At 41.9% G+C, this 20,398-nt stretch carries 16 protein-coding genes; 10 read left to right on the plus strand and 6 right to left on the minus strand.

The genetic code is table 11. From position 1 onward, the window contains the following. Nucleotides 1–15 precede the first annotated feature (15 nt). Nucleotides 16–465 (plus strand): MarR family winged helix-turn-helix transcriptional regulator, encoded by a 450-nt coding sequence (locus tag HS960_RS25970; RefSeq protein ID WP_075993915.1) that lies wholly within the window; start codon nt 16–18, stop codon nt 463–465. 5 nt (nt 466–470) lie between these two features. Here HS960_RS25970 and HS960_RS25975 read toward each other — a convergent pair whose 3' ends face one another. Together HS960_RS25975 and HS960_RS25980 are read right to left on the minus strand one after the other, a co-directional pair. Next, nucleotides 471–1,280 (minus strand): ZIP family metal transporter, encoded by an 810-nt coding sequence (locus tag HS960_RS25975; RefSeq protein WP_182330841.1) that lies wholly within the window; start codon nt 1,278–1,280, stop codon nt 471–473. After that, nucleotides 1,280–1,861 (minus strand): phosphatase PAP2 family protein, encoded by a 582-nt coding sequence (locus HS960_RS25980; RefSeq protein WP_182330842.1) that lies wholly within the window; start codon nt 1,859–1,861, stop codon nt 1,280–1,282. The genes HS960_RS25975 and HS960_RS25980 overlap by 1 nt, the downstream gene beginning before the upstream one ends. 200 nt (nt 1,862–2,061) lie before the next feature. On the opposite strand from HS960_RS25980, the gene glmM reads away from it, so the two are divergent. After that, the gene (glmM, locus tag HS960_RS25985) at nt 2,062–3,444 is read left to right on the plus strand and encodes a phosphoglucosamine mutase (RefSeq protein ID WP_153845161.1); all 1,383 of its coding nucleotides are present in this window, start codon (nt 2,062–2,064) and stop codon (nt 3,442–3,444) included. 88 nt (nt 3,445–3,532) lie between these two features. Next, a complete protein-coding gene (locus HS960_RS25990; protein WP_153845162.1) occupies nt 3,533–5,608 on the plus strand; it encodes a Na+/H+ antiporter in 2,076 nt (691 codons plus the stop codon). Between the two features lie 123 nt (nt 5,609–5,731). Here the strand turns inward: HS960_RS25990 and HS960_RS25995 are convergent, their stop codons facing one another. The 4 genes from HS960_RS25995 to HS960_RS26010 form a co-directional block, all read right to left on the minus strand. Next, the gene (locus tag HS960_RS25995) at nt 5,732–6,754 is read right to left on the minus strand and encodes a WD40/YVTN/BNR-like repeat-containing protein (RefSeq protein WP_182330843.1); all 1,023 of its coding nucleotides are present in this window, start codon (nt 6,752–6,754) and stop codon (nt 5,732–5,734) included. 13 nt (nt 6,755–6,767) lie between these two features. Beyond that, nucleotides 6,768–7,241 (minus strand): hypothetical protein, encoded by a 474-nt coding sequence (locus HS960_RS26000; protein WP_182330844.1) that lies wholly within the window; start codon nt 7,239–7,241, stop codon nt 6,768–6,770. Nucleotide 7,242: 1 nt separating this feature from the next. Then, nucleotides 7,243–7,731 (minus strand): hypothetical protein, encoded by a 489-nt coding sequence (locus HS960_RS26005; protein ID WP_228280124.1) that lies wholly within the window; start codon nt 7,729–7,731, stop codon nt 7,243–7,245. Nucleotides 7,732–7,827: 96 nt separating this feature from the next. Continuing rightward, the gene (locus HS960_RS26010; protein WP_182330845.1) at nt 7,828–8,850 is read right to left on the minus strand and encodes a LacI family DNA-binding transcriptional regulator; all 1,023 of its coding nucleotides are present in this window, start codon (nt 8,848–8,850) and stop codon (nt 7,828–7,830) included. Nucleotides 8,851–8,970: 120 nt separating this feature from the next. Here HS960_RS26010 and HS960_RS26015 point away from each other — a divergent pair, with 120 nt between their 5' ends. From HS960_RS26015 to HS960_RS26045, 7 genes are all read left to right on the plus strand, one after another. Further along, nucleotides 8,971–10,455 carry a xylulokinase gene (locus HS960_RS26015; RefSeq protein ID WP_182330846.1) on the plus strand — a complete coding sequence of 495 codons (1,485 nt, stop codon included), beginning with the start codon at nt 8,971–8,973 and terminating at the stop codon, nt 10,453–10,455. A 1-nt stretch (nt 10,456) separates the two neighbouring features. Continuing rightward, entirely contained in the window at nt 10,457–11,785 is a 1,329-nt protein-coding gene (gene xylA, locus HS960_RS26020) for a xylose isomerase (RefSeq protein WP_182330847.1), read from the plus strand. A 51-nt stretch (nt 11,786–11,836) separates the two neighbouring features. Beyond that, entirely contained in the window at nt 11,837–13,513 is a 1,677-nt protein-coding gene (locus tag HS960_RS26025; protein ID WP_159731702.1) for a sodium/sugar symporter, read from the plus strand. A 134-nt stretch (nt 13,514–13,647) separates the two neighbouring features. Further along, on the plus strand, nt 13,648–15,603 hold the full coding sequence (locus tag HS960_RS26030) for a gamma-glutamyltransferase family protein (protein WP_202883718.1): 1,956 nt from the start codon (nt 13,648–13,650) through the stop codon (nt 15,601–15,603). Continuing rightward, a complete protein-coding gene (locus HS960_RS26035; protein WP_182330848.1) occupies nt 15,575–16,294 on the plus strand; it encodes a 2'-5' RNA ligase family protein in 720 nt (239 codons plus the stop codon). The genes HS960_RS26030 and HS960_RS26035 overlap by 29 nt, the downstream gene beginning before the upstream one ends. Nucleotides 16,295–16,378: 84 nt before the next feature. Beyond that, nucleotides 16,379–18,256, plus strand: a complete 1,878-nt coding sequence (locus HS960_RS26040; protein ID WP_182330849.1) for an Nramp family divalent metal transporter — start codon at nt 16,379–16,381, stop codon at nt 18,254–18,256. Nucleotides 18,257–18,376: 120 nt separating this feature from the next. Continuing rightward, on the plus strand, nt 18,377–20,287 hold the full coding sequence (locus HS960_RS26045) for an amidophosphoribosyltransferase (protein ID WP_182330850.1): 1,911 nt from the start codon (nt 18,377–18,379) through the stop codon (nt 20,285–20,287). The last annotated feature ends 111 nt before the right edge of the window (nt 20,288–20,398 follow it).

Consider the following 20,398-nt stretch of genomic DNA (forward strand, 5'->3'; position numbering starts at 1 on the left):
TAATTATCAACCAGAATGAAGATTGAGGACGAAATCAAAGTAAGTAAATTCAGCAATGAATGGCATCGTTGTACGGTAAATATTCTATACACGTACAATTGGATTAACAATGAGCTTGAACAGCGTGCTGCCAAAGAAGGAATCACTTTGAAACAGTTTAATGTCTTGCGCATATTGAGAGGGCAGTATCCCAAGCCTGCAACCAATAATCTGATTAAATCAAGAATGTTGAGCACTACACCGGATATTTCGCGTATGATTGATCGCATGGTTTCCAAAGAATTGGTTTCACGTTGTCAATCGGGGGGTGATAAAAGGGCAGTGGATTTGGTTATCACTGAGAAGGGTCTCGAGATTCTTAAGAGTTTAGATGAGGATATGCTGATGAAGGATCTTTTACCCGATCGAATTAGCGAAGAAGAGGCAATGACTTTAAGTGCACTGCTGGATAAACTTCGCGGCTAAAAAAATTAATGCGCATGGTCATGATGTTCATGATCATGCGGTTGTTGATGCTGATCGTGCCCATGATCATGTTCTCCGACAAATAAGAAACTTCCGAGTGCAATAGCAACACCGGCTATCACAGCAATCATTTTCTTTTTATTGAATTTATGATGGTCAATTGAGCCCGATTCAAAAAGTATCGTTGTCGATATGTGCAAGAAGATACCAATAACCACGGCCATGATTTTATCAAAATATTGCTGGATATTGCCTACTTCACCTGCACTGATGGCTTTGCTCAGCAAAAAACCAAAAGGGGTCATTGCCGCAAATAAAGCTAATGTAATGAGGATGGTGTTTTTCTTTAAATGCGTGCTTATTAGAATACTTCCCAATGCAAATGCCGCCGGAATGTGGTGGATGGATATGCCTAGTGCAAGTTCAGTCTGATGTGTTGCTGCAAGTGGCATGCCCTCAAGGAAAGCATGAAGACATAGACTGAACATAATACCTATTGGAAAATGATGATTGTGGTGGTCGTGATCATTGTCGGTATGGATATGGCCATGCTCGATCCCTTGGGAGAACTGTTCAAGAAAGAGCTGGAAAAGAAATCCAGCAAGCACATAAATACCCAATACCTCAGGTGAAGTATTGTTAGACTGATAGACATGCGGAATGAGGTGCAGTACCGTAATAGAGAATAAATAGGCTCCACTGAAAGAAAGGATGAGTTTAAGGAAACTGGTTCCTTTCTTTTGTACAAAAAATACAGCAATTCCACTTGCAAATGCAGGTATGAATAAAATTAAAATCAATAAAATTGAATTCATTATACGTGTTCAGTTTTAAAAAAGCTAGGCACAAACCGTTTGAATAAGTAGCCTGTTGCCAATCCAACCAGGATACCTAAGGCTGAACCACAGAAGACATCAAACGGGTAATGGACACCAACATAAATTTGAGAGACTGAAATTAGCGTTGCCCAGGTAATACAAAGCCAAAGCGCATGTTTCCATCTTCTCCGGAAAAGTACAATCCAAAAAAAAGCAAGGGAAAAATGATTGGCCGCATGAGAGGAGGTAAAGCTAAAGCCTGAGCCACATCGCACCCGGATGTTGACATTTTCTTTAAACTCCACGTCGTTACATGGTCTAATCCTTTTTACAGTCTTTTTGATCAAATGAGATGATATACCATCGGAAATTCCGAAGGTAACCAAGGTCATGGCAACAATTAGAATTCCCGTTTTTCCATAGGTCTTTATGAAAAATATGATCAGAAATAAATACAAGGGGGCCCAAGTGTATGGATTGCGTAATATAGGCAATAACCAATCAAATACGGGGTTACTCAAGCCCTGATTAATGGCCAGAAAAATCTCTTGATCGATGTGTACTAATTGTTGAATCATAAATGTTGCTGATGACAATGAAATTCCCAAACTTTAAAAACTCACTTTTCAAAAGTAAAAATAATTTCATTGCAAACGGTTGTTTCTTTTAAAAACAACTTTGTTGCAACAAATATACGTTAAATATTCATTAATTATAATTTTAATTCGATATTTTATTGCCATTGTGCTAAATTTACACGTTAATCAATTCAAAAGAAATGACTTTAATTAAATCAATATCAGGAATACGAGGTACGATAGGCGGGCGTGCTGGAGAGGCACTTACCCCGATAGATATCGTTAAGTTTACGGCTGCTTATGGCAAAATAATTGTCAAGCAGAGTGGTATCAAAAAAATTGTTGTTGGAAGAGATGCGCGTGTTTCTGGTGAGATGGTAAGTAATTTGGTGATTGGAACCCTGCAAAGCATCGGTGTTGATGTGGTTGATTTAGGTCTTTCAACAACGCCGACGGTAGAGATTGCCGTACCTATGGAAAAAGCTGCTGGTGGTATTATTTTGACTGCTTCACACAATCCAGGTCAATGGAACGCGCTAAAGTTATTGAATGCAAAGGGCGAATTTATTTCAGATGCCGAAGGGCAAGAAGTATTGGCACTTGGTGAATCCTTAGACTTTGATTTTTCCGAAGTTGAAGCATTAGGACAGGTTCATAAAGATTATTCCTATTTACAGAAACATGTAGACGCTGTATTGGCGTTGGAATATGTTGATAAGGAAGCTATTAAAGCCGCTAATTTTAAAGTTGCTTTGGATGCTGTTAACAGTACAGGTGGTACATTTATACCTGCCTTATTGGATGCGCTTGGTGTGCAGACAATCTATAAAATCCATTGTGAGCCGAATGGTCAGTTTCCGCATAATCCCGAACCATTAAAAGAGAATTTGACAGATCTATCGGCTGCAGTTATTGAAAACAAAGCGGATTTGGGGATTGCTGTAGATCCAGATGTAGATCGATTGGTCTTTATGATGGAAGATGGTGAGTTATTTGGTGAAGAATATACCTTAGTGGCAGTAGCGGACTACTTATTGCAGCATAAAAAAGGAAATACAGTTTCTAATTTATCTTCCACACGCGCACTGCGTGATGTGACTAAAGCACATGGTGGCGAATATTATGCCGCTGCTGTTGGTGAAGTCAACGTGGTTACAAAGATGAAGGAAGTCGATGCGGTAATTGGCGGAGAAGGAAACGGTGGTGTTATTTATCCGGCATCTCATTATGGCCGTGATGCGCTAGTAGGCGTGGCTATCTTCTTGACACATTTGGCTAAACTTGGTAAAAAAGCTTCCGAATACCGCGCCTCTTTACCGCAGTACTTTATGTCAAAAAACAAAATTACGCTGACTCCGGAATTGGACATTGATAACCTATTGGCCAAAATGGAGGAAAAATATAAAAATGAAGATCATTCAACAATCGATGGCTTGAAAATAGACTTTGAAAATGAATGGGTGCATTTGCGTAAATCGAATACCGAACCGATTATTCGGATTTACTCGGAGGGACCTTCGCCAGAAGCTGCTGAGCAGATCGCGCAGAAGATTATCCGCGAAATTGAAGAAATAATTAAATAAAGACAAGAAGCTGCATATGCAGCTTTTTGTTTTAAGACTGATCTCATCGGAAGAGGATTGTCTTAGCTATTACGAAGTTTTATAATGTATGATTAGAAAGATCATTTTAGGTACGTATTGTTTTCTTAGTTTAATCTTATTTGTCTTTCCGACAAGTGCGCAGCAGCCTATGGACGAAATCAATGGGCTACTGGATCGTTGGCACAAAACTTCGGGTGAGGTAAAATATGGCCCATTTTTGAATGTTATTGCTTCGGATGGAGTTATTTTGGGTCCCGATCATGATGAAAGGTGGGATAAAGCCCATGCGGAGAAGTTCAGCGATCAATATTTCAATCCAAAAAATGCTTGGACTTACACCTATGACAAGCGGCATATCAGTTTTAATGCCGATAGTACGACGGCCTGGTTTGATGAAACGTTTAAGATCAATACCAAGTCCTTTCGTGGCGTGGGCGTATTAACTAAGCTGGACAATGAATGGAAGCTTCGTCAATACAGTATGTCCATGTCGGCACCTTATGCGGATGTGAAAGCGGCCGTAGGTGGAAAGGCAGGTCAGAAAATTCACAGTAACCTGTTATTGGTTATGGTGCTGTTTTTCTTTATGGCCATGTTATTTGTGCTGAGTCAACGCCTCAAGATCTCTTACCCCATTCTGTTGGTTATTGGCGGACTGGTGATCTCGTTGATCCCCGGGGCACCTGTCATAAGTGTTGATCCCGATATCGTGTTTATGGTATTTTTGCCACCCTTGCTTTTTGAAGCGGCCTGGTATACCAATTGGGGGAACTTTCTGAAGTGGCGACGGTCTATTTTTATCATGGGCTTTGGTTTGGTCTTCTTCACATCGCTGGCGATTGCCTACTTTTCGGTCAGTATTATTCCGGGATTTACCTTGGCGCTGGGCTTTTTACTGGGTGGGATTATTTCTCCCCCAGATGCCGTGGCTGCTAGTTCTGTCCTGAAAGGGGTAAGTATTCCTAAACGTGGAATTGCGATATTGGAAGGGGAAAGCCTGGTGAATGATGCGGCCTCATTGACGGTATTTAGATTTGCATCTATTGCCATACTTACCGGCCAGTTTGTGATGAGCACTGCGACGACGCAGTTTCTGATGTTATCGATCATGGGTGTTGTCGTTGGTCTCGTCATCGGTCACATCCTCTATATATTCTTACGTTATGTAGCTAAGTCGTCGAGCATTTCAACACCCATAACGCTCATTGCGCCTTACCTGATGTATATTGTTGCGGAGCATTTTGAGTGGTCGGGGGTCTTGGCCGTGGTTAGTGGCGGATTGTTTCTTTCTTTCCGGGCAGGGGATTACCTCAACTATCATACGCGTATCCAAACGAAAGAGGTTTGGGCGACAGTGGGCTTTCTCTTAAATGGATTTGTCTTTATTTTAATTGGACTTGAACTTCCGGTGATCATCAATGGTTTGGGGGAATACTCCATGGAGGAAGCTATTGATTATGCATTGGCGATCTGTGTAATTGTTATTGTTTTGCGATTAATCGCCGTTTATCTTTCGGCTTTTGTTCCCAGGATATTATTCAAACGGGTCCGCATCAAGGAAAAGAGTCCAGGATGGAAATTGCCCCTGGTCGTTGGATGGGCCGGTATGCGCGGAGTGGTTTCTTTGGCATCAGCATTAGCAATACCATTGACGTTATATGATGGAACGGCCTTCCCACACCGAAATCTGATTTTGTTCATTACGTTTGTGGTTATTTTAGTGACGCTTGTTTTTCAGGGGCTTACATTGCCTTTGTTGATTAAATTGATAAAAATTGAAGAGGTCGATGAGCAAGCTTCAATGGAAGAGCAAATCGATGAGATTCGGGTACGTCTTGGCAAAGAATCTATTGCGTATCTCGATAAACATTACGCAAAGGAAATGCTGGAGCATGAGACAATTGCCCGTGTTAAAGAGCAGATCATCCGGAGCGTAAATGCATCCGAACGAGCGAAGGAAGAAGACACACGTGCACAGCTTTCTGCAGTAAGGGGGCTCTATAATAAAATTATGTTGGAACTTTTGGCGCTACGTCGTGACGGCCTGTACAAGATCAAGGAAAGCAAGGCTTTTGACAGTGATGTCATTAAAGAGATGGAATATTCCCTGGATTTGGAAGAATCGCGTTTGTCGCGCAAGTAGTTGTTTATAAACGATTATGTCTCGGTTTTTTGCTCGTCGAAACCTAACTCCAGTGTTGTAAAAAATAGTGCGCCAGTGTTGTAAGAAATAGCGTGCAGAGGTGCAAAAAATAGCGAATTTAGCTTATAATGCTAAATTCGCTATTTTTCCTTTATCGCCCACTAAAAATATCGCTCGGCCTTTTTTTGGCTTTTGTACGGCATTGAAGCTTTCCTTTCCGATAGACGTCCAGTTTTTTCCGCCGTCATTCGAGAGGTCTGTACCCGAGGTACCCGTGCTGATCAGCTGTTTTTTGGAAAGATAAATAACGGCCGACTTAAAGCCAGCGGGAGCTGTTTCTGGTGCAAACCATGTTTTACCGCCATCGTTGGTTAGTAGGCTATTTTTTTCTTTGTTTTTATCCTCTTTGTAATCGCCACCGACTACAATGCCCGTTTTCGACGAGTAAAATGCTACGGAGAATGGGCCGGTGCTATTTTTTCCCTGAATGATGGGGCAGCTGTAACGTTGCCATGTGTCCCCCTGATCTTTGCTGCTGTAGATATTGGCGATTGTTCCACCGGTGGCAATCCAGTATGTCCCTTTATTATCGCAGTATATGGATGTTCCACTGGCCGCAAAACCAGCCTCTCCTTCGGTAATTGTAAATTTCATATTCGCGGATATATCTTTCCAGGACCTTCCGAAATCGATGCTTTTTAATAGTGGCATTTTCCCCTGAATGGCGTCGCCAAAGGCAATGCCGACCCCTTTTGGTGTAAAAGCAAAACCGTCATAAAATATTTCGGGTCGCTTATCTATGAATACTTCTTTCCAGCTTCGACCGCCGTCATGGGTACTTAAGATGATGGCAGGGGAACCTGCCGAAATAATTAAGGCTTCATTCTCATCAAATGCTTCGATATCCCTAAAATCTGTTTTTTCGTAGCCAATTGGATTGACCCACTGCCAGTTTTTTCCGGCATCGGTGCTGAGCCCGACGGTACCATTGCTTCCGCTTACCCATACAGTTGTATCATCGACCACGCTTAGGCCTCTGTAGCTGCTGTTGCGTTCTTGATTTACGATGTTAATTTTTGCTTGTTGAGCGTTCAGATGGCTCAGGAACAAGATATGGGTAATAAAAATCAGAAATAAAGGTTTCATGTGGTTATACTTTTTATTTAAACAAATCTACTCGTCTTTTTGAATCTTTTCCTTGTTTTTTTAAGATTGTTTTACGGAGCTGAAGAAATCCAACAGTCATTTTCCGTGGTGATTTAAAATAAGGAATGCTTAGTACCACCAACAAAGCGATGCAGGCGGAAGTGCCGAGGGCTCCGCCATAACCAGTAAAAAATTTACTGGTATTGAGCAGGATTGTCGTAAAAATAACACCAGCTAGAGCCAAACCGAAATAGGTTGATAACTGGTTTTTTGAGACCATGCCTATAAATGACGCGCCTATAAAAATAGGGGGGATGTACTGTGCGAGATAAGGAGAAACACTTTGTGGGAAGAAGTGAAGGAAACCTGCGACAAGTAAGGTCAGCATTGCGGATGAGCGCACTGCCCCTTGGTGAAATTTGGTGTTGACATAGTATGTCGCCGTGCTCCCGATGATGCCAACTAGGTATAAAATGAATGTTTCCATATTACTTAAAAATATATAATAGCAGGTATGTCAATGAAACACCAAGAAAGGCCAATGTGCCTAGTTTACCGCCGACACCATTCAATAGACTTTTCGATACAATCAGAAAGATCGCTGTAAAAATACTGGCGGCTAAAATAAAAGAGAATCCATGAGCCACCTGCGCATTGGACATTCCTACAAATGCACCGCAATAAATTGCTGCAGGGAGGTGGGGCAGATAAGTTGAATTTTTGTTGATATTGGGAATGAAAGAGGCTATGGTACCTGTCAGCGCAGCGCCCAATACAGGGCCCAAGCCGAAGATCTGATTGAAATAGTAGGATGCAATCGCTCCTACAGGTACCCAAAGGGCAATTTTGATCGATTCATATTCATGCCTGTGATGATGAATGGGCGACCTGAGGTAACTGTATAAAATCAGTAAGGACAATAGGCCGATAAAAGCCAATACAATATAAGAATGTGTATTTTCTACAAAGATGGCCACTAAAAAAAGGGCCTGAATGACAAATAATAAGCAGATGCTTATTATCCTAAATTTCTGCCGGGCTTGCATTTAAACAAATTTAGGCAAAGGTACTGATTATTTGTCTATTCTATTGGTAGATTTTCTTTTTATCAATATGGGATCAAGAACAATCTGTTCGATTGCTTCGTACGGACTTTTTTGTTTAACCATTTTCAGAAAGAGTTTTGCACATTCTTCCCCCATTTTGTTGGCCTGTTGATCAATACTTGATAGCGTAGGGCTGATAAAGGAAGAAAAGGTCTGGTTTGCAAAACCGATCACTCCTGTGGCTGGAATGGCAATATTTGCAGTTTTTAATGCCTGTATAATCCCGACAGCTGTAAAGTCATCACCACCAATAAAGGCGTCCGGTTGGATTGCAGATTTTAAAATCTGTTCGGTTCCTTTGATGCCGGCTTCAATGGATAAGTCGCCGCGAATGATAAAGTCTTCCCGTGCGGAAATCTGCGCATCTTTTAAGGCCGCTTCGAAACCATGGAAACGATCCTGGAAAATAGCGATTTCTTTGTCCGTTGTGATAAAGGCAATGTTTTTGTAACCCTGTTCGAGCAGGTGTTGTGTTGCAAGGTAACCTGCTTTAAAATCGTCAAGTTTGACCACAGGAGCAGGAATATCTTTATGGGTACGGTCAAAAATAACCAGGCATTTGCGCTGATTGATCACTTCCTGAAAATGCTGGGTTTCTTGCGTCTCCAGCGACAACGAAGCAATGATGCCGTCTACCTGAGCTTCAAGTAAAGTCTTCACGCCATTGACTTCATCTTCAAAAGATTCATTCGATTGATAAAGCAATAGGCTGTAGTTGTGTTTTTTTAACTCTTTTTCAATGCTATGCACGGCTTCCGCAAAAAAATGAATTTGCATGGTAGGAACAATGACACCGATGGTATTGGACTTGCCCGAGGAAAGAGAAGAGGCCAACTTATTGACACTGTAATTCAATTCCTTTGCTTTGTCGAGCACCAGTTTTCGTGTCGCCTCGCTGATCGTAGGCACATTATTCAATGCGCGCGATACGGTAGAGACTGTCACTCCAAGCGCACGGGCTATATCATAAATTGTCGTTTTTTTATTCACGCTCCAAAGTAAATAATTTTATTTAATATTTTGATAATTCAGAAACATACCCTACTTTTATGCAACCGGTTGCAGTGTAAGGCCGATGTTGTTTTTTATAACCAATTAGAATTGATTACCATGTATTTATTAGGTATAGACGTAGGTACTTCTTCTGTAAAAGTTTCGATTGTTGAGGCTTCTTCACAACGTAAGGTTTGCTCGGTGCAATATCCGGACGTAGAAGCTCCCATAATTACTTTGGAGCCCAATTGGGCTGAACAGAACCCGCTCGATTGGTGGGACTACTTTAAACAGGCTCTGTTGAAGGCAAACAGGCTGGGCCTGTATGACCCCAAAGCAATTTCGGCCATTGGCATTGCATACCAGATGCACGGCTTAGTCGTGGTCGATAAAGATCAGTATGTGCTGCGAAATGCCATTATCTGGTGCGACAGCAGGGCTGTTGAATTGGGAAATATCGCTTTTGAAGAAATCGGAAGGTCTTTTAATCTGAGTCATCATCTGAATTCACCGGGTAATTTTACAGCGTCAAAGTTGGCCTGGGTAAAGGCAAACGAGCCGGAAATTTATGAAAAAATAGATAAGATCATGTTGCCTGGGGATTTTATAGCCATGAAACTTTCGGGGCAGGTGACGACTTCCATCTCAGCCTTATCTGAGGGGATATTCTGGGATTTCAAGGACAATGTATTGTCGCGTACGATTATGGATTATTATGGCTTTGATGATCATCTTATTCCTGAGATCTTACCTGTGTTTTCAACGCATGGTCAAATTAAAGCCGCTGTTGCTGAAGAACTTGGGTTATCTAATACAGTGACCATCAATTATAAAGCCGGCGACCAGCCCAACAATGCACTTTCGCTGAATGTCCTTCAACCTGGCGAAGTCGCTGCGACCGCAGGTACTTCAGGGGTGATCTATGGCGTCAGCGACAAGCTGATCGCCGACCGCGAATCGCGCGTAAATACATTTGCCCATGTGAATTATCAAGAGGATGATATCCGGACAGGGGTATTGCTCTGTATCAATGGAACAGGCATTATGAATAGCTGGGGTAGACGATTGTTGGGACGCGATTTGTCTTACGAACAGATTAATGCCATGGCTGGTGCATCTCCTATCGGTAGCAAAGGTCTGCAGGTTATCCCATTTGGCAACGGTGCCGAACGGATGCTCAACAACCAAACGGTTGGAGCTTCAATTTCAGCGATAGATTTGAATAGGCATGAGACAAGCGATATACTACGCGCTATACAGGAAGGGATTGCATATGCTTTTCGCTATGGCTTGGATATCATGCGCGAAAACAATCTGTATCCAAATATGATTCGTGCAGGTTATGCGAATTTATTCCTGAGCGCTGTTTTCAGGGAGTCATTTGTGGGAGCCACTGACGTTCCAGTTGAAATCTTTAATCATGATGGCAGTATTGGAGCCGCTCTCGGAGCAGGTATAGGAAGTGGGTATTATGCAGATTCTACAGAAGCTTTTCGTTCTTTGAAACCTGTGTATACAGTGGAACCTCAATTTGTAGCGCAATATGAGGAGCATTATCAGCAATGGAAGGAATTATTAAACAAACAAATAAATAGCAAATAAGATGAATATTATCAAAGGGAAAAAAGAATTTTTCAAAGGCGTTGGCCAAATTCAATTCGAAGGAAAGGACAGTACAAATCCATTAGCTTTCCGTTATTATAATCCAAAACAAATTGTTGGTGGCAAGACGATGGAAGAGTATTTTAAGTTTGCCTGTTCGTATTGGCATTCTTTCAATGGTAACGGATCTGATCCATTTGGCGGACCGACACATCAATTTCCATGGGATGAAAGCAACGATGTAATCACTAGGGCAAAAGATAAAATGGATGCAGCATTCGAATTTATCAGTAAAATAAATATACCCTATTATTGCTTCCATGATGTGGACTTAGTTGATTATTCGGATAATGTTGTTGAAAATGAAAAGCGTCTGTCAACTATCGTTGATTATGCGAAGGAGAAACAACAGGAAAGCGGTATAAAATTGCTTTGGGGAACAGCCAACCTTTTTAGCCATAAACGCTACATGAATGGAGCAGCAACTAACCCAGATTTTCATGTTCTTGCACATGGTGGCGCACAGGTCAAGGCAGCCTTGGACGCAACGATCGCTCTTGGTGGTGAAAATTATGTATTCTGGGGTGGAAGAGAGGGTTATATGAGCCTTTTAAATACCAATATGAAGCGAGAGCAGGAACATCTTGCACAGTTTTTACATATGGCCAAGGATTATGCCCGCAAAAATGGTTTTAAAGGAACTTTCTTTATCGAGCCGAAACCATGTGAGCCTACAAAACATCAATACGATTATGATGCGGCTACCGTGCTGGGCTTCCTGCGTCAGTATAATCTTTTGGAAGATTTTAAATTAAATTTAGAGGTAAACCATGCGACATTGGCCGGACATACGTTCCAGCATGAGCTACAGGTTGCTGTAGATGCAGGTAAATTGGGCTCCATTGATGCTAACCGCGGTGATTATCAAAATGGATGGGATACAGATCAATTTCCGAATGATATCAATGAATTGACCGAAGCCATGTTGATTATTTTAGAAGGTGGTGGATTCCAAGGTGGAGGTGTGAATTTTGATGCCAAAATCCGTCGGAACTCGACAGATCCTGAAGATTTGTTTTATGCACATATCGGTGGTATGGATCTTTTTGCACGCGCGCTTATTACGGCAGATCATATCCTTCAAGACTCGGATTACAAAAAAATACGGGCCGATCGTTATGCTTCTTTTGATACAGGCCATGGCGCATCATTTGAAGAACGGACATTGACCCTGGAGAACTTAAGGGATTTAGCAGTGGAATTAGGTGAGCCAAAAACAATTAGTGGTAAACAGGAGTATTTAGAAAATTTGGTTAATAGATATATATAGTTCTAAAAATATTTCTATATTAGGCGATCAAATTAAACCAATTACCAATACATGAATAATTATTTAAGCACAAAAGATTACATCGTTTTCCTGATATACTTTGTTATTGTAGCAGGTTATGGATTATGGGTGTATTATCGCAAGAAATCTGAATCTGTAGGTTCCAAAGACTATTTTTTGGCTGAGGGGTCATTGACTTGGTGGGCTATCGGAGCTTCACTTATTGCGTCCAATATTTCGGCCGAGCAATTTATCGGTATGAGCGGTTCCGGATTTAAGATGGGATTGGCTATTGCGACTTATGAGTGGATGGCTGCCATTACACTGATTGTCGTTGCGGTATTTTTTATCCCGGTATATTTAAAGAACAAGATCTTTACGATGCCACAGTTTCTCCATAAACGATATAATGGAACTGTTGCGATGATCATGGCCGTTTTCTGGTTACTGTTGTATGTTGTCGTCAATTTGACTTCTATCCTCTATTTGGGAGCCATTGCGGTAAGTAGTATTTCCGGTATCAGTCTGGATGCCTGTATGTATGCCATTGCGATTTTTGCTGTGATCATTACATTGGGGGGAATGAAAGTAATCGGTTATACGGATATTATTCAGGTTTTCTTTTTGGTATTGGGTGGTTTGGCGACCACTTATCTAGCCTTGAACCTCGTTTCAGAGCACTATGGTGGCTCAGGAGTATTGGAAGGTTATCACTTGATGACCGAAAAAGCTTCCGACCACTTCCATATGATTCTGGATCGTAAAAATGAGAACTATCTCGATTTACCGGGGCTAACCGTATTGATTGGCGGTATGTGGATCGTTAATTTGAATTACTGGGGATGTAATCAATACATCACGCAACGCGCGCTTGGAGCAGATTTGAAAACCGCTAGAAACGGTATCTTGTTTGCAGCATTTCTGAAGTTATTAATGCCTATCATTGTCGTGTTGCCAGGTATAGCAGCCTATGTAATGTGGAAAGATGGCTTGTTCCAAAATGAAATGATGCAACATGGTGAGGTAAACCCTGACCACGCTTATCCAGTTTTGTTGAATTTATTGCCAGCAGGTTTAAAAGGCTTGTCTTTTGCGGCATTGACAGCTGCAGTGGTCGCTTCTTTGGCAGGTAAAGCAAACAGTATCGCAACAATCTTCGCCTTGGATATTTATAAGAAAGTATTCAATACAGAAGCATCGGACAAGAAATTGGTCAATATCGGCAAGCTAACTGTTGTGGTTGCCATGATTTTGGGTGTGCTGATTGCTCCACATTTGGGTATTGATAAAAAAGGTGGATTCCAATATATTCAGGAATATACGGGTTTTGTATCTCCAGGTATTTTTGCGATGTTCATTTTAGGATTCTTCTGGAAGAAAGCAACTTCAAATGCGGCGTTGTTTGCAACAATTGGTGGTTTTATTTTCTCCATCATCTTCAAAAAATTGCCGGATTGGGTCGATCTGTCATTCTTGTCATCGACAGGTTTCTCTGTTCCAAATCCAACAACGGGAGTCTACGAAATTCCATTTTTGGATAGAATGGGATTCGTATTCGTGATCTGTATTATCGGTATGATTGTCATCAGTATCATCGACAATAAGCGTGGTGTCGTGCCAGCTGGATTGGAAGTTGATACCACGATGTTTAAACCACACCGCGCGTTTTTGGTCATCGCATTGATCGTAGCGCTATTGGTTACAGCATTATATTCTATTTATTGGTAACCCAATAACAAATAAGATTTTAAAAACTCCTATCAATCTCGGTTGATGGGAGTTTTTTGTTTGTTTTAAAAATACCTATCTTGGTTTTACTAAAACCATTGCTTAACGAAAGATTACTTAACGAAAGAGCTGCTATGAAAAGAAGATCCCCCTTGCTACTGATGACGCTGTTTGGATTGCTTACTACCTGTACGCCGATGGTGAGTTCCGCTCAGCGTACACAGAAACCACCTTTACATGGAAAACATTGGATGGCTATTACGGGCAAACCCTTGGCGGCAACAGCGGGTGCCCAGCTATTCCAACAAGGCGGAAATGCGGTGGACGCTGCTTGTGCAATGCTCGCAGCAACCTGTACGATGTGGGATGTACTGAGTTGGGGCGGAGAGACGCAAGCGTTAATTTATCATCCGAAACTAAAAAAGGTCATTGCTATAAATGCCTTGGGGGTAGCACCCAGTGGAGCGACAGTCGATTTTTTTAGATCAAAGGGCTACGAATTTCCACCGGAATACGGCCCTCTTGCTGCTGTCACACCGGGTACACCCGGCGGATTGTGCTATATGTTGGCTCATTATGGAACGAAAAGTCTAGCAGAGGTATTAGCTCCTGCTCTTGAAATGGCTGCAGGGTACCCGATTGACGCACAAACTGCAACGAGTATTGAACGTGGCAAAGAGCGCATTAAAGAATGGCCTTACAGTAAAAAGGTGTTTTTAGTACATGAAGGTAAACCCTGGGAAGCTCCCGAAGCGGGAGAGGTTTTCGTGCAGCAGGATCTGCATAAGACCCTGTCCAAATTGGTAGAAGCCGAAAAGCAGGCTCTTGCAGCAGGAAAAGACCGCAAAGCTGCAATCATGGCCGCTTATGACCGGTTTTATACCGGCGATATTGCAGATGAATTTGTCCGTGGTAGTAAGGAGCAAGGTGGCTTAATCACGAAAGCAGACTTAGCCAATTGGAAACCTATTGAGGAGGAACCATTGCATGTCAATTATAAGGGGGTTGATGTATATAAATTACAAGAATGGACACAGGGACCAGCCATGCTACAGAGTTTGCAGTTACTGAAAAACTTTGATCTAAAGGCAATGGGTTATAATTCTGCTTCTTATATCCATACACTCTATCAGGTTATGAACTTGGCCTTTGCCGATCGGGATTTTTATTACGGTGATCCCTACGGTAAACCTAAGACACCTATTCAAGGCCTTTTGCATGAGTCCTATGCCAAGGCGAGGGCCGCAACCATTGATCTTAAGCAAAATAACCCGAATGTACTTCCCGGAGACCCTTATCCCTACGAAGGTAAGCAGAATCCGTATTTTTCGTTACTGGAGCAGCGTAAGAAAGAGTTTACGCCACATACGGAGCTGAAAAATGATTTTGTCCCTAAACATGACGCACGCTCAAGTTCGTTGCTAACGGAATTGCCAAAAACAGCTCTTTTGGCATCTTTAAGGGTGGATAGTGCTTATGTCGACCGTTTATTACGGGGAACCACAAGCGTTGAAGCTGCGGATGAAGAAGGTTGGGTCGTTTCGATCACACCGAGTGGTGGATGGCTCCCTGCCTGTATTGCCGGGAATACCGGAGTGGGCATGAGTCAGCGCTTACAGAGTTTTGTCTTAGATTCATTGATAAACCCGTTCAATGTGGTTGAGCCAGGCAAAAGACCGCGTGTAACACTCACCCCTTCGATGGCATTGAAAAACGGAAAACCTTACCTTTCTTTTGCTGTGCAGGGAGGAGATACACAGGATCAAAACCTATTGCAGTTTTTCTTGAATATGGTCGAGTTTGGTATGACGCCACAACAAGCCAGCGAGGCGGCCAATATCAACAGTAACCAGCTTTGGCTATCGCTGGGAGGAACGAAGACCGACGATCGAAAACCGCGCTCAGGTAGCCTTCTATTGGACAAAAATACAGCGCCAGCAATTATTGAACAATTAAAGAAAATGGGGTATAGCATACAGTTCGGTGACCGCACCAGTGGACCTATCAATGCCATTTATTTCGACCAGCAGCACAATACACTTTGGGGCGGCAGTAGCAACAATGGGGAGGACTATGACATCGGGTGGTAGTTCGTCATTAGCCTGCTGCTCGGTTTTTGGTTTTGTTATCTCCGCGGTATTTGTTATCTTACCTACTGATCGGAAACTGATTTTTGTTATGGAGGGTAGTGTCAATAAATATTCGTTTGTTTTTCAGCCTGATGAAGCTGGTATTGTCTTGGTAGATGGCTTGAAGCGACGATTACGTGCATCGTTAGCCGAACTGTTTCCAGACAAAAACAAAGGCTGGTATCCCAGTTGCAATTCCAAAGCCCATGTAACGATATGTGCTTTTGAAGCAGATGGGAATAAACTGACAATGGCTATTGAGGCTTTGCAGGAGACTTTGGTCTATGAGCGGAGTCAGTATGTTTATTTCGATCATTTTGCATCATTTGCCGGTGGTGCTTTCTATATTGCACCGACAGTACATGCCCGCAGTTATCTCAAGGACCGGGCGCGGAAGGTTGTTCAAACTTTATCGGAGTTTGATTTGATCGAGATTAGCGACGAACCCCATATTTCGATTGGACGACGTCTGGAGCCGGAACAGCTTGAAATTGCAAAAGAACAGTTGCGGTCTGTCGACCTGAGCTTTATGTGCAAGGGCGTTCATGTGCGGCAGTTTAAACCTGATTTAGGTCAATATGAGATCATCGATTTTATACAGTTTGGCAACCTATCGAAGGAAAATTCTGGCCAGCTGGCATTTAAATTCTAATAATATCGCGGTTTAATTGCCTAATAATGTAAAGCTTTTTATCTTTAAGGCTGACAATAGACGATATTGCACTTATAGTACTTTATGCATTACGACGAATCTCATCATAAATCCCTATCTGATATCCATGAAAGTGTAGATGTCAATCAAGGGAAATCCAAATTTAAGAAGATACTTAGTTTCTTTGGTCCAGCTTATCTCATTAGTGTGGGGTATATGGATCCAGGTAACTGGGCTACCGATCTTGCTGGAGGAAGCCAATTTGGCTATACCCTGATTTGGGTGCTGTTGATGAGTAATATCATGGCGCTAGTGCTACAGAATCTATGTGCCCGTCTAGGTATTGTACGCGGTAAAGACCTTGCGCAGTGTAATAGGGAGACCTATCCTAAACGGATGAATTTTGTACTCTATGTGCTTGCTGAAATTGCAATAGCAGCCTGTGACCTGGCGGAGGTTTTGGGTATGGCAATCGGTCTTAACCTTCTTTTCGGCATTGATCTGCTTTGGGGGGTAATGATCAGTTTTGCAGATACCTTCTTATTGCTCTATCTTCAGAAGTTGGGGATGCGGAAAATGGAACTTTTTATCATTGGACTGATCGCGCTTATTGGCATGTGTTTTATGGTAGAAATGTTTTTGGCGAAACCGGATTTTGCAGAGGTGGCCACTGGATTTATACCCAGTATCCCGAATAGTGCCGCACTATATATTGCCATAGGCATTATAGGTGCAACCGTCATGCCGCATAATCTATATTTGCACTCGGCGCTTGTGCAGACACGGAAGATTGACCGGAATGAGGTTTCTATCCGAAAATCACTCAAGTATAACTTTTGGGATAGTGCGATCGCCTTGAACCTGGCATTTTTGGTGAACGCAGCAATATTGATTCTTGCAGCCTCTGTTTTTCACAAAAACGGTATGCATGACGTTGCCGAACTTGAAGATGCTTATCACTTATTGGGCAATCTTCTTGGAACGGAATGGGCCTCAAAATTGTTTGCTGTTGCCTTGATTCTTGCCGGACAGAGCTCAACGGTGACGGGAACCCTAGCCGGTCAGATTGTGATGGAGGGATACCTTCGATTGCGGATTAGCCCGACCTTACGAAGAATTATAACCCGGCTTTTGGCGATTATCCCGGCTGTATTGGTGATTCTGATTTCGGGTGAAGGTCGCGTTGGACAGCTGCTGATCTTTAGTCAGGTGATTTTGAGTATGCAGCTCGCTTTTGCAGTCATCCCGTTGATCCATTTTGTGAGCGATAAAGTCAAGATGGGTATTTTTGCCATTAAACCGATAACAAAAATTGCGGCCTGGTTGATAGCGGCCATTATCGCTGTTCTGAATTTTAAATTGGTATACGACGAAGTGGCCGGCTGGATTGGTGAAGCCAATAATATTTTGGTAACCGTATTATTGATCTTGGGCGCTGTGGGTTTGTTTGCCTTATTAATGATGACGGTATTATACCCCATTTTACTCAAATCGAAACCAACGGAGCTGGAGGTTCACCCACCATTCGAGGCATTGCATTTTGAACATAAGGGCTCTTTTAAGAAAGTTGTGATCGCGTTGGATTTCTCAAATTCAGATCAGAAAGTAATCCAATATGCTTTACAGCTGTCGCATGACGACACGACTTTTGTCGTAGTACATATTGTTGAAAGTGCATCGGTGAAATATACCGGAGATTCGACGGATGATTATGAATCGCGTCAGGATTTGGAACGGCTGAAATTGTATGCTGATTTTCTATTGTCGCAAGGACATCAAACTGAATATGAACTGGGATACAATAACCGGATCAAGAGTATCGCAGAAGTCTGTGAAAAATACGGCGCCGATCTATTGGTCGTTGGAAGCCATGGGCACAGTGGTGTGAAGGATTTTGTTTTTGGTGAGACAGTTAACAAGCTGCGACATGCGGTGAAAGTCCCTGTTTTTATCGCACAATAGGTCTTAAGGAGCTATCCCAAAGAGCCTCTGTCTATTCACTGTAATTTTATTGCTGAAAAAGTGAAGGGAGGGGTCGGTAAGTGCTAAATAATTCGTACTTTTGCGACATCAAATCAAGATATGAGCGACGCTATTAAACACGAGTGCGGAATCGCACTAATTCGCCTGTTAAAACCCTTATCTTATTATCAGGAAAAATATGGTACGCCATTTTATGGCATTAACAAATTGTACCTATTAATGGAAAAACAGCACAACCGTGGACAAGACGGGGCTGGAATTGCAACCATTAAATTTGATGTTAAACCTGGAAATCGTTACATTTCGCGTTACAGAGCAATGGGCTCAACTGCTGTGGCAGACATATTCGAATATGTACAGAAAAAATTTGCTTCTGTTCAGAAAGCATTTCCGGAGGAGTCAAAAGATACGCAATGGTTAAAAGATAACGTAAGTTTTACGGGAGAAGTACTTTTAGGACATTTGCGCTATGGAACGCATGGAAAGAACAGTATCGAAAGCTGTCACCCATTTTTAAGACAAAACAATTGGATGTCTCGTAATTTGGTGGTAGCGGGTAACTTCAACATGACCAATGTGGATGAATTGTTGCAACAATTATATGAGTTGGGACAACATCCAAAGGAAAAAGCGGATACCGTAACCGTTTTGGAAAAAATTGGCCATTTCTTAGATGATGAGAACCAAGATCTTTTCGATCAATTCAAAAAAGAAGGTCATTCTAATATTGAGATCAGCTCGCTGATTGCTAAAAATATTGATGTTACCAAAATATTGAAGCGTTCGGCCAAAACTTGGGATGGCGGTTACACCATCGCAGGTATCTTTGGTCATGGTGATGCTTTTGTTATGCGCGACCCAGCTGGTATCCGTCCGGCGTTTTATTATCAGGATGAGGAGATCCTGGTTGTAGCATCGGAAAGACCGGTCATCCAAACTGCATTCAATATTCCTATTGGTGCTGTGAAGGAAATTAAACCAGGCCATGCCCTGATCGCTAAAAAAGATGGTACAGTATCCCAAGAGATGTTTAGACAGCCCGTAGAACAACGTTCTTGTTCTTTCGAACGGATTTACTTCTCACGTGGATCAGATGCTGATATCTATCAAGAACGTAAAGAATTAGGAAGATTACTGGTACCTCAGGTATTGGAATCTGTCAAAAATAACATCAAAAATACCGTATTCTCGTTTATTCCAAATACAGCTGAAGTATCTTACTATGGCCTAATGGATGGTATCAATACCTATGTTCGGGATTTTCAAAAAGATACTTTATTGAATCGCTCAGAAAAAATTTCTGATGAAGAATTGGATGAGATCTTGAGTATTAAACCTCGTTTTGAAAAACTTAACGTGAAGGACGCTAAACTGCGCACGTTCATTACGCAGGATGCGGACCGTACAGACATGGTACAGCACGTATACGATACAACGTACGGTATTGTAAAGGATCACGAAGATACGATTGTTGCCATTGATGACTCGATTGTTCGGGGAACAACATTGAAACAAAGTATTTTAACGATCCTGGATCGTTTGAATCCGAAAAAAATCGTGATTGTATCATCGGCTCCTCAGATTCGTTACCCAGATTGTTATGGTATTGATATGTCACGTATGGGTGAATTTGTCGCATTCGAAGCCGCAATTAATCTCCTAAAACAACGTGGTATGGCACATATTATCGATGAAGTTTATCAAAAATGTGTGTTATCAATGACTCAGGACGTTAATGATATCGATAATTATGTCAAAGCGATCTATGCACCTTTTACTGATGAAGAGATTTCGGAAGAAATCGCTCGTATCGTAAGACCTCACCACCTGAAAGCAGAGCTCGAAGTAATTTACCAAACTTTGGATAATTTACACAAAGCTTGTCCAGACCATAAGGGTGATTGGTATTTCTCCGGTGATTACCCAACACCTGGTGGAAACAAGGTTGTCAATAAAGCTTATATGAACTGGATTGAAGGAAAGAATGTAAGAGCATATTTCAGCAGCTAAGTTCAAAATTATAATAGGAAGGGATGCATTTATGCATCCCTTTTTTTTTATATTCGTACCAATTAATTTCAATATCCTAAATTAAAAAACCGATTAAAGCAAGGGAATTGC

It is taken from the genome of Sphingobacterium paramultivorum (assembly GCF_014109745.1).
GTDB classification, from domain to species: Bacteria; Bacteroidota; Bacteroidia; order Sphingobacteriales; family Sphingobacteriaceae; genus Sphingobacterium; species Sphingobacterium paramultivorum.

Bases quoted from the DNA above. Each gene is read 5' to 3' on its own strand.
- HS960_RS26040 (WP_182330849.1), top strand. From the start codon at position 16,379: ATGCATTACGACGAATCTCATCATAAATCCCTATCTGATATCCATGAA.
- xylA (WP_182330847.1), top strand. From the start codon at position 10,457: ATGAATATTATCAAAGGGAAAAAAGAATTTTTCAAAGGCGTTGGCCAA.
- glmM (WP_153845161.1), top strand. From the start codon at position 2,062: ATGACTTTAATTAAATCAATATCAGGAATACGAGGTACGATAGGCGGG.
- HS960_RS25995 (WP_182330843.1), bottom strand. From the start codon at position 6,754: ATGAAACCTTTATTTCTGATTTTTATTACCCATATCTTGTTCCTGAGC.
- HS960_RS25970 (WP_075993915.1), top strand. From the start codon at position 16: ATGAAGATTGAGGACGAAATCAAAGTAAGTAAATTCAGCAATGAATGG.
- HS960_RS26000 (WP_182330844.1), bottom strand. From the start codon at position 7,241: ATGGAAACATTCATTTTATACCTAGTTGGCATCATCGGGAGCACGGCG.
- HS960_RS26015 (WP_182330846.1), top strand. From the start codon at position 8,971: ATGTATTTATTAGGTATAGACGTAGGTACTTCTTCTGTAAAAGTTTCG.
- HS960_RS26025 (WP_159731702.1), top strand. From the start codon at position 11,837: ATGAATAATTATTTAAGCACAAAAGATTACATCGTTTTCCTGATATAC.
- HS960_RS25980 (WP_182330842.1), bottom strand. From the start codon at position 1,861: ATGATTCAACAATTAGTACACATCGATCAAGAGATTTTTCTGGCCATT.
- HS960_RS25975 (WP_182330841.1), bottom strand. From the start codon at position 1,280: ATGAATTCAATTTTATTGATTTTAATTTTATTCATACCTGCATTTGCA.
- HS960_RS26035 (WP_182330848.1), top strand. From the start codon at position 15,575: ATGGGGAGGACTATGACATCGGGTGGTAGTTCGTCATTAGCCTGCTGC.
- HS960_RS26030 (WP_202883718.1), top strand. From the start codon at position 13,648: ATGAAAAGAAGATCCCCCTTGCTACTGATGACGCTGTTTGGATTGCTT.
- HS960_RS26045 (WP_182330850.1), top strand. From the start codon at position 18,377: ATGAGCGACGCTATTAAACACGAGTGCGGAATCGCACTAATTCGCCTG.
- HS960_RS25990 (WP_153845162.1), top strand. From the start codon at position 3,533: ATGATTAGAAAGATCATTTTAGGTACGTATTGTTTTCTTAGTTTAATC.